The sequence below is a fragment of the Bacteroidota bacterium genome (assembly GCA_041658205.1).
Classification (GTDB): Bacteria; Bacteroidota; Ignavibacteria; order UBA10030; family UBA8401; genus UBA8401.
The window spans coordinates 189,935-206,666 of record JBBAAO010000003.1; the positions used below are offsets into that span (position 1 = coordinate 189,935).

At 41.2% G+C, this 16,732-nt stretch carries 13 protein-coding genes; 8 read left to right on the forward strand and 5 right to left on the reverse strand.

What is annotated here, in order from left to right; genetic code table 11:
* Nucleotides 1-10: 10 nt before the first annotated feature.
* From mfd to WDA22_15920, 4 genes are all read right to left on the reverse strand, one after another.
* A complete protein-coding gene (gene mfd, locus WDA22_15905; GenBank protein MFA5834961.1) occupies nucleotides 11-3,427 on the reverse strand; it encodes a transcription-repair coupling factor in 3,417 nt (1,138 codons plus the stop codon).
* Nucleotides 3,428-3,539: 112 nt separating this feature from the next.
* Nucleotides 3,540-4,349: a thioredoxin family protein gene (locus tag WDA22_15910; protein MFA5834962.1), complete on the reverse strand. Its 810-nt coding sequence runs from the start codon at nucleotides 4,347-4,349 to the stop codon at nucleotides 3,540-3,542.
* 3 nt (nucleotides 4,350-4,352) lie between these two features.
* Nucleotides 4,353-5,108: a hypothetical protein gene (locus WDA22_15915; protein ID MFA5834963.1), complete on the reverse strand. Its 756-nt coding sequence runs from the start codon at nucleotides 5,106-5,108 to the stop codon at nucleotides 4,353-4,355.
* On the reverse strand, nucleotides 5,105-5,833 hold the full coding sequence (locus WDA22_15920; GenBank protein MFA5834964.1) for an ABC transporter ATP-binding protein: 729 nt from the start codon (nucleotides 5,831-5,833) through the stop codon (nucleotides 5,105-5,107). The genes WDA22_15915 and WDA22_15920 overlap by 4 nt, the downstream gene beginning before the upstream one ends.
* Nucleotides 5,834-5,960: 127 nt before the next feature.
* Between WDA22_15920 and WDA22_15925 the strand changes: the two genes are divergently transcribed.
* The 3 genes from WDA22_15925 (at nucleotide 5,961) to WDA22_15935 (ending at nucleotide 9,174) form a co-directional block, all read left to right on the forward strand.
* Entirely contained in the window at nucleotides 5,961-6,857 is an 897-nt protein-coding gene (locus tag WDA22_15925; GenBank protein MFA5834965.1) for a hypothetical protein, read from the forward strand.
* A 63-nt stretch (nucleotides 6,858-6,920) separates the two neighbouring features.
* Complete coding sequence (locus WDA22_15930; protein ID MFA5834966.1) at nucleotides 6,921-7,733, forward strand: SDR family oxidoreductase; 813 nt, start codon at nucleotides 6,921-6,923, stop codon at nucleotides 7,731-7,733.
* A 64-nt stretch (nucleotides 7,734-7,797) separates the two neighbouring features.
* The gene (locus WDA22_15935; GenBank protein ID MFA5834967.1) at nucleotides 7,798-9,174 is read left to right on the forward strand and encodes an aldehyde dehydrogenase; all 1,377 of its coding nucleotides are present in this window, start codon (nucleotides 7,798-7,800) and stop codon (nucleotides 9,172-9,174) included.
* A 35-nt stretch (nucleotides 9,175-9,209) separates the two neighbouring features.
* On the opposite strand, the gene WDA22_15940 is transcribed toward WDA22_15935, so the two are convergent.
* Entirely contained in the window at nucleotides 9,210-10,118 is a 909-nt protein-coding gene (locus WDA22_15940) for a hypothetical protein (protein MFA5834968.1), read from the reverse strand.
* 162 nt (nucleotides 10,119-10,280) lie between these two features.
* On the opposite strand from WDA22_15940, the gene WDA22_15945 reads away from it, so the two are divergent.
* The 5 genes from WDA22_15945 to WDA22_15965 all read left to right on the forward strand — a co-directional run bounded on the left by WDA22_15945 (nucleotide 10,281) and on the right by WDA22_15965 (nucleotide 16,730).
* The gene (locus WDA22_15945) at nucleotides 10,281-10,655 is read left to right on the forward strand and encodes a hypothetical protein (GenBank protein MFA5834969.1); all 375 of its coding nucleotides are present in this window, start codon (nucleotides 10,281-10,283) and stop codon (nucleotides 10,653-10,655) included.
* Nucleotides 10,656-11,004: 349 nt separating this feature from the next.
* Nucleotides 11,005-12,948: a M3 family metallopeptidase gene (locus tag WDA22_15950; GenBank protein MFA5834970.1), complete on the forward strand. Its 1,944-nt coding sequence runs from the start codon at nucleotides 11,005-11,007 to the stop codon at nucleotides 12,946-12,948.
* A gap of 210 nt (nucleotides 12,949-13,158) precedes the next feature.
* Nucleotides 13,159-14,370 (forward strand): phosphoserine phosphatase SerB, encoded by a 1,212-nt coding sequence (gene serB / locus WDA22_15955; protein MFA5834971.1) that lies wholly within the window; start codon nucleotides 13,159-13,161, stop codon nucleotides 14,368-14,370.
* A gap of 56 nt (nucleotides 14,371-14,426) precedes the next feature.
* The gene (locus tag WDA22_15960) at nucleotides 14,427-15,743 is read left to right on the forward strand and encodes a hypothetical protein (protein MFA5834972.1); all 1,317 of its coding nucleotides are present in this window, start codon (nucleotides 14,427-14,429) and stop codon (nucleotides 15,741-15,743) included.
* A 12-nt stretch (nucleotides 15,744-15,755) separates the two neighbouring features.
* On the forward strand, nucleotides 15,756-16,730 hold the full coding sequence (locus WDA22_15965) for a D-2-hydroxyacid dehydrogenase (GenBank protein MFA5834973.1): 975 nt from the start codon (nucleotides 15,756-15,758) through the stop codon (nucleotides 16,728-16,730).
* Nucleotides 16,731-16,732: the final 2 nt, after the last annotated feature.

Below are 16,732 nucleotides of genomic sequence, written 5' to 3' on the forward strand. Positions count from 1 at the left end.
TAGGATACGATTACTGTTTTAATTTTTCAATAATAATCATTGCATCGTTTACTCGCTCTACCCCTTCAGCATGTTTTAAATATGTTTGTAGAAATAAATTTTTCCCTTCCTGTTTCAGTTGTATTTGCGGTTCCTTTATGCTTGAAACAGAGGCCATCATATTGGTAAAGATGCCGTTCTCATAAAAATGTTTATCCTCTTCTAACGGAAGAAACAAACGAAGCGTTCGTTTATTTAATTCAACTTTTCGGATATTAGATTGTGATCCGAGCACGCGAACGGCAGCAAGAGAAAATAAACTATCGACTTCCTCCATTGGTGCACCAAACCTATCTGTCAGTTCAGCTTTCAATTCATCAACTTCTTTTTGATTTGCCGTTTTGTAGAGCCTGCGATAAATATCCAGCCGTTCTGTATCGCTTTCAACGTAAAATTCAGGAATGTATGCTTCAATATCTGCATCCACCTGTGTTTCTATCAGTCGTTGCTTTACCTCAAGTGATGTCGTGGCAAAGACCTCCGCAAATTCCTGCTCTTTCAATTCTGCAACCGCATCTTCAAGAATCTTCGTATACATCTCAAATCCCATCTCCATAATAAATCCACTCTGTTCTCCTCCGAGCATATTACCTGCTCCGCGAATCTCCAAATCACGCATTGCCAAATTCAATCCCGATCCGAGCTCCGTAAATTCCTCAATTGCCTGCAAACGGCGAAGCGTTTGTTTTGGCAGCAAGCTGATAGGCGGAACAAGCAGATAGGCATACGCTTGAAGGTTAGCACGTCCTACACGGCCGCGCAGTTGATATAATTCCGCCAATCCAAATTTATCAGCGCGGTTAATGATGATTGTGTTAACGCTAGGAATATCGACTCCTGATTCAACAATCTTGGTCGTTACAAGAACATCGAATTTACGCTCAAGAAAATCGATCATCACTTTCTCAAGTTCATGCCCTTCCATCTGCCCATGCGCAAAACGGAACCGAGCCTCCGGGATTGTTTCAGTGAGTGTTGCTGTAAGGATGTCAATATTACTCACTTTATCTGTTACAATAAAAACCTGACCGCCCCTATGAATTTCATGAACAACCGCTTCACGAATAATCTTTTTATCAAATGTTGCAATCTCAGTGTGGATTGGCAAGCGGTTGCGCGGAGGCGTATTGATCACCGAAAGATCGCGGGCACCCATCAGCGAAAAATGGAGCGTACGAGGAATGGGAGTTGCTGTTAATGTCAGAGTATCAACGGAGACTTTCATTGCGCGAAGTTTCTCTTTTGCAGATACTCCAAAACGTTGTTCTTCATCAATCACAAGTAAACCGAGTTCTTTGAATTTCACATCTTTTGATAATAGTCGATGTGTTCCGATAACAATATCAATCTCTCCATCAGAAAGTTTTTGTAACGACTCTTTAATCTCTTTCGGCGATTTGAATCGGGACAGCAACGCAATCCTCACCGGGTAGCGACCCAAACGATCCGAAAATGTATTAAAATGCTGCTGCGCAAGGATCGTCGTTGGCACAAGTACACCTACTTGTTTTCCGTTCATCACCGTTTTAAATGCTGCCCGAACAGCAATTTCTGTCTTCCCAAAACCCACATCACCACAAACCAAACGGTCCATAGGATGCGGGGACTCCATATCTGCTTTTACTTCAATGGTTGTCCGTGCTTGATCCGGTGTATCTTCGTACATGAAGGAAGCTTCCATCTCCTTTTGCCAATGCGTATCAGACTGAAAGGCAAATCCCGGTTCCATTTTTCGTTTCGCATAGAGTTTAATCAGATCGCGGGCAATGTCCTTAATCTTTTTCTTTGTCCGCGCCTTTAGTTTTTCCCAATCCAGACTGCCGAGCTTATTCAGTTTCGGTTCGTGTCCTTCAGCGGAGGAATATTTTTGAATTCGGGTAATGTAATTGAGATTGACGAAGAGCGTTCCTTTTTCGGCATATTCCAATTTTGCAACTTCTTGTTCATTACCACCGACACTGATTTTTTCTAAACCGAGAAATTTTCCGATACCATGATCGATATGTGTTACATAATCACCCTTTCGCAGTGCATGAAGTTCTTTTGCAGAGAGCCCTTTAAATCGTCTACGTTTTCGCTCCGCGCGTGCTTTTACACGGTTGAAAATTTCATGTTCAGTAAAGATGGCGATCTTTGCGGATTCAAAAACGAAGCCGGAATGGAACGATTCCGTAGAATAGATAACTTGGTGAAATGCAGAATCCTTAAAATCTTCAGTTCCTATCTCTGTCTCAATTGGAATAGGTAATTCACGATCTTCCGACATCTGTTCACTAAAATCTACTTTCTGATCTCTGACATCTGATATCTGATCTCTCTCTTCTTCAATCAGGTCTTGAATTCGTTCCAGCTCTTCTTTCCTATCCGATGTGATGATAACACTAAATCCTTTTTCAGAGAATTCACTGATCTTTTCCCGAAGGATTTTGATACTGCCATTCACGCTCGGCTGGGATTGGGATTGAAAATCAATCTGTGCTTGCGAAACCTGAAAGGCAGCGTGCGTAAACCGTGAAAAACTTTCACTGCTTTTTAACACATCTTCAAAAGAAAAATCAACCGGTACTCCTTCCAGTTCCAGTTCATCGAATTCCTTCTGGAGCAGAGATGGATCTTCGGAGAGAATGGTCGCATCCGGAGAGAAATATGAAAACAGAGAGACGTTATTTTTATTTTTTTCGTTGCTTTCTTCGCTGCGGTTTTTTTTCAATACGTCGGGAATGATACTGACTGATTGTAATTCACGGATTGATCTTTGCGATAACACTTCAAATTCACGGATTGATTCAATCGTATCTCCCCAAAACTCAATCCGCACCGGATGTTCACCAATAAACGGGAAGATGTCAAGAATACCGCCGCGTAATGCAAAATCTCCGTACGATTCAACAAATTGTTTTCGTTCAAACCCGAAATCGGAAAGTGCCGCAAGCAGTTGTTCAAAATTATGATCTGTTTTTGCAGAAAGTTCAATGACCGCTTTGGAAAACGCTTGACGATCCGGAACGCCGAATCCCAATGCGGTTGCGTGGGTAATATAAATAGCGGGGATATTCGCCTGTAACGCTTTCATCGTCTCAATCTGTGAAAGCGTTGCGGACATATCCATTGCTTGCGATGCGTGCTGCGATTCAACGATGCATAATTTTACATTCGCATCGCCGATGATTGTTGCGCAATCGTCCCGAAGTTTTTCTGCCCGTTCCGGTTCATCCAACACCACCAGCACTTGTCCGTTCGCTTGGCGATATAATGCGACAGCAACGAATGCCCATAAGGATCCAAATATCCCATGCAGAACGGCAGGATTCTTCGCGGAGACATTGAGAGCATTCAATCTCTGAAAATGCTCCGAATCAAAAATGTTACTGTAGATATCGTTAGTCACAGACTCGGTATTGGTTCTTTTAAAACGCACTATCCCCTGCCGACAAATCGATAATAATTTATCAGCACGGGTGTATTAAGGTAAAAAGGAATTAGTGAAAGGTAAAGGAATTTTAGTTCCGTTTGCCTGATTCCGATGTTAACTGCTGAACCATTCCTTCTATCCTTTGCGCGTCGTCATTCCGAAGCGGTAATGTCTGCCGCAGCTCCATCGAAGGAGAAAATGTATAGATACAGCCAATAAAATCCAAAAATGGAAGAAGTGAATATTGTTGAATGATCTTTCGGTGGTTTGGATTAATATCAAAAAGAATGGTAGGAATAAATCGATCCTTGATAATTTGTTTCACAACCGGTGTTTGGAATGACCTCTGTAATTCAAAGACTTTTAACGAATCGTGGAGCACCAATACAAATAACGATTTATTTACTCTTTTTGCATTCGCTAACGCAGTGGCAAAATCATCCCATACCATAAATTCTGAAACTGTTGTATCGACAATCCAATCGATAAATTTTTCAACGTCCATATATCCAACTTTGCGTCTTACTTCCAATTGCTCTGAAGTCAACAGCAACGATGTCGGCATCGCGACGATATTAAATTTCTTTTTCACTTCAGCTCCAGCACGCTCATCATCGATATTCACTCGTGTTGCAATAAAATTGTTTTGCAATGATGAAGTCACTACATGGTTGGTATACGTTGTTTTATCCATCATCTTGCACGGTCCGCACCATTCGGCATACACATCTAAATACACTAATTTATTTTCCGTCTTTGCTCGTTGAAATGCCGATTCGTACGGTACCCATTGCATTGATGTTGTTGTGGGATAGTATTCAATAATAGCAGCAGCAATTGCACAGACTATACCGATGACTGCAAAGATTTTTATTTCCTGATTGCGGCGTTGGTTCATGCCTTACTCCGATCCTACATCAACAACAACTCTATTCATAGCAAACAGCGTTGCTGCAAAAAAAATTGTCAGCGCAGCACAACCCCATAACAGTTCGGCGTACGGAAATGCCATATCGGACAATAATGATTGTTGTGCATCTTCAAATCCATTAGGGAATAAATAATCTTTCAAAACAACAGCCCACTTTAAGTCCCAATATTTCCGCATGACGAGAAAATTTATTAACTGTCCAACCACCATCCAGCCATAGACAAAAAACGAATTGAACGAACCTTGAACAAGGCACGAAACCAATGTAGAAAGAATGATCAGTAATAACGCCTGGCAGCACTTCAATAACATTATCATCGCTGACAACGAAAGATCGATTGTAAATGTCAATTTCGGATCAGACATTAATACTATTGCAGCAATCAAAATCCCTACCGCGTACACAATAAGTGTTGATGCAAAGACGACAAGGATCTTCGTTATCACATACTGCTCTCTTGTGATCGAACGAATAAGAAGCGTGCGCAGCCATCCACTAGTGACATCGGCGCCGACAATGCCGGCGGAAAAAATAAGAAATGTAAAAAAAGAAAGAAACGAATCAGCAGAGACGATCAGTTTTGAGAGTGTTGTTACCATGCCGCTTTGCACCATAACGACTGAAGGAATTAATCCTACTGCGATAATAGCGATGCTAAAAACGATCATTCCTATCGTCCAAAATCGTTTAAACTCTGCTGTAAAGAGAATGGGAAAAGTTCTCATGACATGGTTCCCTTCATGCCAAGATTCTTTCGGAAGAGCTGTTCGAGATGCCCCGGACCAATATTCTTCATTGGAGAATCGTCAACAACAGTTCCGTCGCTGATAAAGATAATACGATCGCAGATCGATTCGACTTCGGTTAAATGATGTGAGCTGAACAAAACGGTAATTCCGGTTTTCTTTTTCTCTGCAAGGAAGTCTCTTAAAACAAAAACGGAAGGAGGATCAAGCGCCGCAGTTGGTTCATCAAGAAACACTAGTTTCGGGGAACCAAGAAATGCCAACACTAATTCCAATTTTTGTCTCATTCCTTTGGAGAGTGATGCAAGCGGACGTTTGTATGCATCAAAAAGTTCAAATGTTTTCAACAATTGTTCGATGTGTTCTTCGGGACGTTCAATGCCAATTAACCGGGCGTGAAGCAGCAGGAATGATTTGACCGTGACATTCTTTGCGCGGAATTGCGTATCTGCCTGATATCCAATCTGCGACCGAGCATGAAGAGATTCCGGATGTTCATTAAACAACGTCACTTCACCGGAATCAGACGGAAGGAATCCAAGTAGCAATCTCATCAGCGTTGATTTCCCGGCACCATTTGGTCCGATCAACCCGACCATCTCTCCTTCGTTGATCGAAAACGAGACATTATGTAACGCTTCAACCGGCGGTTTAAATAATTGTTTATACGTTTTCGAAAGATTGATCGCTGCAATAGCAGACATTATTGTTCTTCCTCAAAATAATACTTCTGCCAAAGTATAAAAGAAAAGTTGAAATGACAATGGTTTTCATTTACATTACTTCAATAAAAAGCATATCTGATTTCATCTCTTATTGCCCTTTCTGAAAATGAAGTCCTACGATATTACTCTTCTCACTGCCGAACGATACCTTCGTCCAACGAATCCCGATTGGTATGTGCAGCAAATTCTACAGGAAGATCAATTGGTAAGCGATGCTTTGGAGCGAAAAGGATTACGCGTTCATAGACTTGATTGGTCAAACAAAGAGTTTGATTGGTCTTCAACGCAATTCGCTCTTATGCGTGCGGCATGGGATTACACGGAACGGTATAGCGAGTTTCTGAATTTTATTCGGAATGTTTCGGAAAAGAGTGTGTTGATCAACCCGCCGAAGACAATTCTTTGGAATATTGATAAGCATTACTTGCGCGACCTGGAAAAATTTGGGATCGCAATTCCTGAAACCATTTATATAGAGAAAAATGAATCGACATCCCTCCGTCATCTTCACCATCAATATGGATTAAAAGATTCTATTCTCAAACCTGTCATGTCCGGCGGAGCGCGGCACACCTATCGTTTGAACAATCATAATCTTGATCAGCATGAAACGATCTTTCAACAACTGATTTCGCAGGAAGCGATGATGCTTCAACCGTTTCTCGATTCCGTCATAACCTACGGAGAAATCACGCTTATCGTTATTGGAGGCACATACACACACGCGGTGCTTAAAAAAGCAAAGCCCGGAGATTTTCGTGTGCAGGATGACTTTGGCGGAACTGTTCACCACTACACTCCAACAAAGGAGGAAATTAGTTTTGCGGAAAGAACAGTCTCTGTATGCGAACCTGTTCCCGTTTATGCAAGAGTTGATCTATTGAGAGATAACAATGGTAATTTGGCTGTTTCTGAATTGGAATTGATTGAACCAGAGCTCTGGTTCCGGTTTCATCCTCCGGCTGCTGAAATGCTCGCTATTGAGATAGCAAAAATGCAGTAACTCTTTTACAGCTTTCTTCAATTCTTCCACCTATATTCTGCAAGAATTTTAGGAGGAGACGAAATGAGTGAAATACGAAATTCATCTGTCCTCATTACCGGAGGCGCTTCGGGCATTGGTAAATTAATGGGAAAACATCTGCTGGATAAAGGATGCGGAACATTAGTGATTTGGGATATTAATCGACAACTGCTTGATGAAACGGTAAAAGAATTTTCTTCCCATCATCAAAATGTCAAAGGATATATCGTTGATGTTTCCATTATTGAGCAGATCTGTTCAACGGCAAAACAAGTGTTGAATGATTCAGGACCCATTGACATTCTCATCAACAATGCGGGAATTATCGTCGGAAAATATTTTCACGAACACACACATGAAGATATTGATAGAACAATGTCCATTAATGCCGATGCAATGATGCATGTAACACGTGAATTTCTTCCGGAGATGATCAAACAACATAAAGGACACATCGTCAGCATCGCCTCGGCTGGCGGAATGGTTGGTAATCCCAGAATGTCCATCTATGCAGCAAGCAAATGGGCCGTGATCGGATGGTCCGATTCATTACGATTGGAAATGGAAAGGCTCAGAACAAACGTCCATGTCACTTGTGTTACTCCCTATTATATCAGCACCGGAATGTTTGACGGTGTAAAAACTTCCATCGTTGTTCCGATCAATAGACCGGAACCGACGGTTCGAAAAATCATCCGCAGTATAGAAAAGAATAGTTTGCATGTTCGTATGCCGTTGATTGTTTACACGTTGCAATTCTTCAAGGGTATTCTACCGACACGAGTGTTCGATCTGATTGTCGGTGAATTTTTAAAAATCTATCACACGATGGATGAATTCACTGGAAGAAAATAAACCTGAAATGTAGAACGAGCGTTCCTGCTTGTCCGCTCGGATAAATTATTGGATTGGCATTGTTATGAATGTAGCTAATATCGTTACCGCGCAACGTACACTTTTTCGATCCGGCATTACACGCAATGTCGATTTCCGAATAATGCAGCTGCAGAAATTTGAACAGGCGTTGAAGGAGAACGAACAACAACTCTTCGATGCAATTTACGCCGACTTAAAAAAATCGCGGTACGATACATTCACATCGGAACTCTCTCTTGTCTACCGCGAGATATCATTCATGCGGAAGAATATGAGAAAATGGAGCAGAAAAAAACGTGTGCGAACCAATCTTGTTAATTTTCCTGCCCGCAGTTACCTTCTTCCGGAGCCATTTGGAGTGACATATATTGCCGGTGCGTGGAATTATCCCTATCAATTAACACTCATCCCGCTTGTTGATTCTCTTGCAGCGGGAAATACAGCTGTTGTGAAACCGAGTGAAGTAGCACCGCAAACATCGGCAATCATGGCATCGATCATCAACAAGACGTTTACCCCAGAATATTGTTATGCCGCTGAAGGAGGAGCCGAAACAGCAAAAGAAATTCTTGAGCAAAAGTTTGATTACATCTTCTTCACCGGAGGGACGAAGATTGGAAAGATCGTTTATGAAGCAGCAGCAAAACACCTCACTCCGGTCACACTGGAGATGGGAGGAAAAAATCCTGCGTTCGTCCTGCCGGATTGCGACATTGTCACTTCAGCAAAACGAATTGTCTGGGGAAAATTATTGAATGCCGGCCAAACGTGCGTTGCCATTGATTACCTTTTGGTCCACTCCTCCATTGAACAACAATTGCTAGCGGAGATGAAAAAAGTGTTGGAACGTCATTATCCGCAACATGCCGTTTCGGAAAATTATATGGCCATCGTTAATGAACGGCATGTCGATCGAATTCAGCAATTGATTGATCCAAAAAAAGTATACTATGGCGGAACCGTTGACAAAAAAAATTTATTCATTGCACCTACCATCATGAATAACGTAACGTTCGACGATGAGATTATGAAGGAGGAGATTTTCGGGCCGGTGCTGCCTGTTGTTCGATACGACGATCTTAACGAAGCAATCAGCAGAGTAAAAGATTACCCAAAACCGTTATCCTTATATGTTTTCGGGTCAAACAATGGTGAGAAAGAAAAGTTATTCAACGAACTTTCGTTTGGCGGAGGATCCGGGAACGATGCCGTTATGTATTTTGCGAACGATCATCTGCCATTGGGAGGAGTCGGTTCCAGCGGCATCGGTGCGTATCATGGATTTGAAGGATTTAAGACGTTTTCCCATTACAAAGCAATTATGGAAAAACCGACCTGGCTTGAATTTTGGTTTTTGAAAGTACCGCCGTATAGCGAATGGAAATTAAAGATATTGCGGTTCTTGATAGAGAAATTGTAACTAACACAAATTGTTCTTCTGAACAGTGTACGGTGTCAATACATTTTGCGTTGTAAAAATATTTTTTGCACTATTTTTGAAACATTCTTTTCAACCATCGTTTCACCCACCCCTCCTATTTGAAGAAGCGGAATGTTGAATATTCCCTTCGTCACATCAATTTTATCGTTGAGATATAACGCACCCGCTATAGCCGAATATCCTTTGCCGGAAAATGTCCCCTGTATGTTTGTGGAAGTGACTGATTCTACCGAAGCAGTTGCTGAAGAGGCAAGAATAAATCCTGAATGTAAATAAGTAGAATCGTTAGGGTTATTATTCGGGAAGTAAGAAATATACGCCAGTTTACCCATACCGGGATAGACAAATGTTCCGGAATAGTTGGACGTATTGCTTTCAAATTCTATCATCGTCACATCAATATTGGTGGAAGAGTTCACTTTGTATGCAAATAGTGTAATGGATTGAAAATCCTGAATGGCAATGGCACCGGAACCTGATGCCGGTGGGTTGATGCCATATTGTGCAATTCCGTTGACAGAAAAATTTCCGCGATTCGATTCGAACGAAAGAATTCCTGCTGTATTGGTTGTATACGTAGACTTGACAGAAACCGTAACAGTGACCGTTTTAGACGGCGAGGAAGAATCTTTTACTTTTATAGAAGATATTCCTTCGACAAGTGCATTCACTTGTAGCTGGCGGCCGGATATTTGAGCCGATACTGACGAGCCATTGATTATCTCCATAATAGAATATGGTTCAATCCCGCCGGTAATAACAGAGGAACCTCCGTTCCCTTTCAAGATGACAAGATTGGTTGAACTCGCAAATAAAAGATTATCGGAATTAATTCCAAACTCAACACTATTGTTTTCTTTGATACAGCCGTTCAATACAGCTGCTAATCCGAACAAACAGGTAAAAATTAGTATGTTTTTCATAGATTATAATAAACTACATTCATGAAGGGTTCTGTCTAAAGTATAAAATTGCGGAAATACTATCAATGATGTTCTTATCGTACGACAAAAACCTTTTGCGAATGAAATACATTCCTCTTAGATTATTACCGAAGTAGGCGTCGGCAATAATCAATAAACATTATGATTACATTTTCATTCGATATCGAAACCAATATTCGGACCGCCACCTATAGCGGTTCCATTTCGGACGGTGAACTTATTGCTTCATATCAGGCATTGCTTACCAGACCTGATTACAATCCTACCGCGAAGGATCTTGTCGATCTTCGATTAGTCGATCGGTTCAATGTATCATCTGAAGCTCTCCGTAATTTGATATCAATGTATAATCCAAAAGATCGTCTTGGACATCGCCCACGGCTGGCAATTATTTCGGCATCCGATTTTACGTATGGGATGTCCCGCATCTATGAAATGCTTCGAGGAGATGAAGTTTCTGAAGAAATCCATATTTTTCGAAACTATGATGATGCCGTTCTCTGGCTGCAATCGTAACAACCACTTCTGATAGTGTCTCACTTTAAATTGTGCTCATGGTGAGCGAGTCCCGAAGGGACGAGTCGAACCAGGAATCCTTTGGCGCAAAAAAAAACACGTCGCTTGCTCAGGATGGGTATACTCGTTAATGTTTAGTAACCAAACTAAGACACTACCCCACCTCTTTTTCCCATCGATATTTTTTCGCATATTGCATTCACCCCGCTTATTTTGACAGAAGAAAGTTAGGAGCGGTTTTTCATTCACTAATTACTATCATGCTTCGACTCGTCCGCCAACGACGGACTCGCTCAGCAGGACTGGTTTTTTCTCGCTGCATAACAATTTCCAATAAAATTTGCATCCCATGACAACTGATATACCGTTTTTCACCGGCATTACTACAACAGAAGATTTTTCAAACAAACTTGAATCGCATCTTGCTCATGCTCGATCTTCAATGGAAAAACTTTTATCCATTACCGGTACACGCACTGTTGAAAATTCGTTGACACTCTATGACGCGATTCTTACCAATCTTGACGCTGCGGGTTCACAGGCAAATTTGATGGAGAATGTTCACCCTGAAGAAATAATGCGAACAACTTCAGAACAGTTCAGTCAAAAAATTTCTGCTTTCGGATCCGAACTCTCCCTTCATCGGGCGGTGTATGACGCGCTTGTGGCAATCGATATTTCCAGCGCGGACGATTCCACAAAATTTTTTCTCGAAAAAACTCTTCGCGATTTCCGTTTAGCCGGTGTAGACAAAGATGAAGCAACACGAAACAAGATCAAAGCTATTCGTGAAGAATTGGTTCTGATCAGCCAAGAATTTTCCCGTAATATCCGCGAAGACAAACGCAGTGTAAAAGTGACCGAAGTAAAAGAACTTGAAGGGCTTCCGCAAGATTACATCGACCGTCACAAACCGAATGAAAACGCCGAGATCATTCTCACGACAGATTATCCCGATGCTGTTCCGGTGTTGACATATGCTAAGAACGAAAGTTTGCGAAAACGAATGTACATGGAATTTAACAATCGCGCATACCCGAAGAATATGGAAGTACTCGATCGATTGATTACGAAACGTCACGAACTTGCACAAGTATTAGGATTTGAAAATTTCGCTGCTTGCGTTACGGCAGATAAGATGGTGAAAAACGAGAAAAACGCATCTGAATTTATAGAACATATCGCCTCTGTTTCGCTGCAAAAATCAATAGGAGACTACAAACAGCTTCTTGCGCGGAAACAACAAGATGTTCCGAATACCACTGAGATCAATCCGTGGGAAGCAGGCTATTATTCTGAGCTGTTGAAACGAACCGAATATAGTTTTGACGCACAAAAAGTCCGCCCTTACCTGCAATACAAAAAAGTGAAGCAAGGGATTTTAAATACAATGAGCAAATTGTTCGATGTCGAGTTTAAGGTAAACGGAACAATTCCCGTGTGGCATCATTCAGTAGAATGCTACGAAATGTTTGAAAACGATCTGCTTGTTGGTCGTTTGTATCTTGATATGCATCCTCGAGAGAATAAATACAACCACGCAGCACAATTCGGAATCTGCAACGGTGTTGCGGGAAAACAGATTCCTGAAGCAGCACTCATCTGCAATTTTCCCGGTGGTATAGAGGGTGATCCGGGTTTGATGGAGCATAACGACGTGGAAACATTTTTCCACGAATTTGGCCATCTGCTTCATCATCTTTTTGCCGGACGTCAACCATGGATGGGGCTTTCAGGAATTTCATGTGAGTGGGATTTTGTTGAAGTTCCTTCCCAGTTACTTGAAGAGTGGGCGTGGGACACTTCAATATTGCAGACGTTTGCTCTGCATTATCAAACGGACGAACCGATCCCGGCATCGCTGGTTGAGCAAATGAAACGCGCTGATGAATTTGGAAAAGGATTGTTCATCCGCCAGCAGATGTTCTATGCAAAACTTTCGCTTTCATGTTACGACAGAGTTCCAAGTGCTGTTAATACGGATCAATTGTCGAAAGAACTTCGCGAGCGATATACACCGTACAAATATGTGGAAGGAACGCATTTTCAAACATCCTTTGGCCATCTTGATGGATATTCCGCCATCTATTATACCTACATGTGGTCACTGGTGATCGCAAAAGATTTTTTCAGTCTGTTTGACAAATCAAACATGATGAAATCTGATATTGCTAAAAAATACCGCGATCTTGTTCTCGCACGAGGCGGATCAAAACCGGCAGATTCAATGGTAAAAGAATTTCTTGGAAGAGATTTTAACTACGATGGATGGAAGAAGTGGTTGGAGAATTAAAGAGCAATTGATAGTGGAGAATGGGTAATTGATATTTTAATTTAAAAACCTGAAAAGTGTTACCCATATTTCCTTTCAATATCAGTTTCAATTTTTCACTACTTCTCTGTATTTTATTTTATTCTTTAACTCTCGAAGTATTGAACATCTGACTAACTTTTTGACTTCTATAAACTATATCCTAACACCTAAGACCTAATTACTGCCTTTATGAACGAACTTATTCTCGCCAGTATCTCCGGAATCGATAAACCTGGACTGACAAGTAAAATTACCAATCTTCTTTCCCGTTATGATATTCGAATTCTTGATATCGGACAGGCGGTTATTCATAATCAACTTTCGCTTGGATTACTGCTCGACGTACCGTCAAAATCCGCATCCTATGAAATGATCAAAGAGGTGTTTTTAAAAGCACAGCATCTTGGTCTTACGATCCGCTTTACGCCGATTACCGAAGAGGAATACGGCACCTGGGTGAATGAACAGGCAAAAAGCCGATATATCGTTACGCTTCTCGGCCGGACAATCACGGCCCAGCATATTGCAAAAGTTTCCGGCGTGATTGAACATCACCGTTTGAATATCGACATCATCGAACGGCTCTCAGGCCGCGCATCATTAAATCAAAAAAGTGAAGAACAGCGAGCATGCGTGGAATTTCTTGTCAGCGGCGAATTGGAAGATTCGCTTGGACTGAGGGCTGCATTTATGAATATCACTCATGAATTTGATATCGACATCGCGTTTCAGGCCGATTCGATGTACCGAAGGAATAGACGACTGGTGGTGTTCGACATGGATTCCACGCTCATTCAAATTGAAGTGATCGATGAACTTGCAAAAGCGCACGGCGTCGGCGAAGCTGTCGTCAACATCACCGAATCCGCAATGCGAGGCGAATTAGATTTCACTCAAAGTTTCACGAAACGATTATCGTTGTTGCAAGGATTGACGGAAGCAAAAGTAAAAACAATTGGCGACGCTCTCCCGTTAACCGACGGCGCTGAACGGTTAATTTCCACACTAAAAAAATTAGGATATAAAACAGCAATCGTTTCGGGCGGATTTACCTATTTCGGAAATATTCTTAAACAACAACTCGGCATCGATTATGTCTTCGCGAATGAATTGGAGATGATCAACGGCTCAGTAACAGGAAACGTAAAAGGAACAATCGTCGACGGAAAGCGGAAAGCGGAAATCATCAAAGAGATTACTGTGAAAGAACAGATATCGCTCGAACAAGTTATTGCTGTTGGCGACGGCGCAAACGATCTTCCCATGCTCAATCTGGCCGGCCTTGGAATTGCATTTAACGCTAAACCGATCGTACGGCAAACTGCAAAACAAGCAATTTCTACTCTGGGATTGGACGGGATTTTGTACCTGATTGGAGTACGGGATAGAGATATAGATTAAAAGATCAATTCAATTGATTGTTGGTAACGTTTTACCTATTCGATAGGGTGTTTTTGATGAAACGTATTTTCCTTACGACTCTATTTTTTTACACAATTTCTCTTACCGCATTTTCACAAAATATTTCCATTGAAGATTTTCGAATCCCCCAATCCGAATTTCTTCGAGTGACGGGAAATTTATCAGGATTTTATTGGAACCGTAACAGATCCAATGTATCGCCAAAAGAATATACTGAGCAACGATATGAATTTCGCACGGATGGACGTTATGGATATTTTAATGAAGAATATGCGCTATCCATTTCAACATTACTAAAAGGGAACCATCAGTCAACGAATGATGAATATCGCATTCCCAACCTTTCGAATCGCATCACCGAAAAAAAAGATCGTTTCATCACCTCCTTATCCGCACAGTATTCCCGCTATATAATTCCCGATCAGTGGTATCTCTTTATTCTTGAAGACATTTTTGCTAATTATTCATATACATACTCCTATTCTTCGGACAGACAATCAAATAACTATTCTCAAAAATATAATTTCGCTGCAAACGACATCAACGCAGGTATTGGTTATGGAAAAATGCGGGACGCAAGTGCTGTATTCACCGTTGTGAATATCATCGAAAAATTGAACAACGACGGGTACTTCATCCGCACTCTGACAAGAGACGAAATTATTGACATTGTAAATATTATTGCAAAAAAAGAACAATACAATGTGTTACATGAGCGGTTTTCAAAATATTTGCTGGATGACGTTTTTAGTGTATTCCTTGAAAAAGGATTGGTAAAGAACGTCACGGCGTATGAAGTGTTGCGGGTTCATGAAGTTGTTGAACAATCGATATTTCCCCGTTTGTACGGATTTTCGATACAGGCAGGATATGGCGTTTACGGTTCATTGCATTATCCCAATCCCAATACGATCGGTGCCTCAACCTATTTCTTTGTAGAAGAAAACACCATTGCAAAAAAAGATGATGGAGTAATTGTTCAAGCAGAATTTGGTTACCCCTTTTCTCTTTATCTTCATGCATATTTAAAGACCGAAGTAAACATTGAACGTGTCTATCCTAAAAAAAGGGACGCAGCAAATGTTGTTATGAGAATGTTTTATCAATTTAGCGACAAAATAGGAAGTGATCTTCAAATCGGTATTAAAAAAGATAAAGCAGACTGGGAAAATACCGTTATTGAACACCATTTTTCTTCGGCCAGTCTCGACACATATTATTATATCGAGAATGCTGTTTCATTATTTGCAAGAATTGAACATACTGACGAAATTGAAAAGATTAATCCTTCGTTGCCATATGTAGAATCCAATACGAAGATGAGTTTTGGAATTACCTATAGATTTTATTAGCATGGGTTTATTATGAATATTGTTGTCCTCGATGGTTTTACTCTCAATCCGGGTGATTTACAATGGAACGATCTTCTATCACTCGGAAACTGCACAATCTATGATCGAACCTCGATTGACGATATAGTTTCCCACGCAAAAAATGCAGAGATCATTCTTACAAACAAAGTTTCCCTTTCCCGCAACATTCTTGCACAGCTTCCAAAACTTCAATACATCGGTGTTCTGGCAACTGGATACAATATTGTTGATATCGCAGCAGCAAAAGAAAAAAATATCGTCGTCACGAATGTTCCAGCATATAGCACGCCATCCGTTGCTCAAACAGTTTTTGCACTGCTGTTGGAACTTACGCATCACACAGGTCATCATTCGAATGAAGTGCGCAAGGGACGCTGGAGTCAATCCCCCGATTTTTCATTTTGGGATTTTCCGCTGGTTGAACTTCAGGGAAAAACATTCGGCGTTATTGGTTTTGGAAATATCGGTCAAGCAGTAGCGCGGATTGCTTCTGCCTTCGGTATGACTGTCATTATTTCTTCACGATCTGCTCCAACTTCCCAAGTCTCAAAGGCTCGGGAGATTTTTCCGAATTACGTATTTACCGACATGGAAACTCTTCTGAAATCTTCCGATGTTGTTTCACTTCACTGTTCATTACATGAACAGACGCACTTATTGATGAATGCGAACCGTCTTCGTTTAATGAAATCTTCTGCATATCTCATCAATACTGGGCGCGGCTTACTTGTTGATGAGCAAGCTCTTGCTGATGCACTTAATACTGATCGACTTGCCGGTGCAGCACTTGATGTCTTGTCGATCGAACCGCCGACAAAAGAAAATCCATTGCTCACAGCAAAAAATTGCATTATCACACCGCATATCGCATGGGCTTCCATATCGGCTCGGCAACGGTTAATGAATACGGCTGTCGATAATATCCGGCAGTATCTCAACGGCTCGCCAATCAATACTGTTTCATAAAT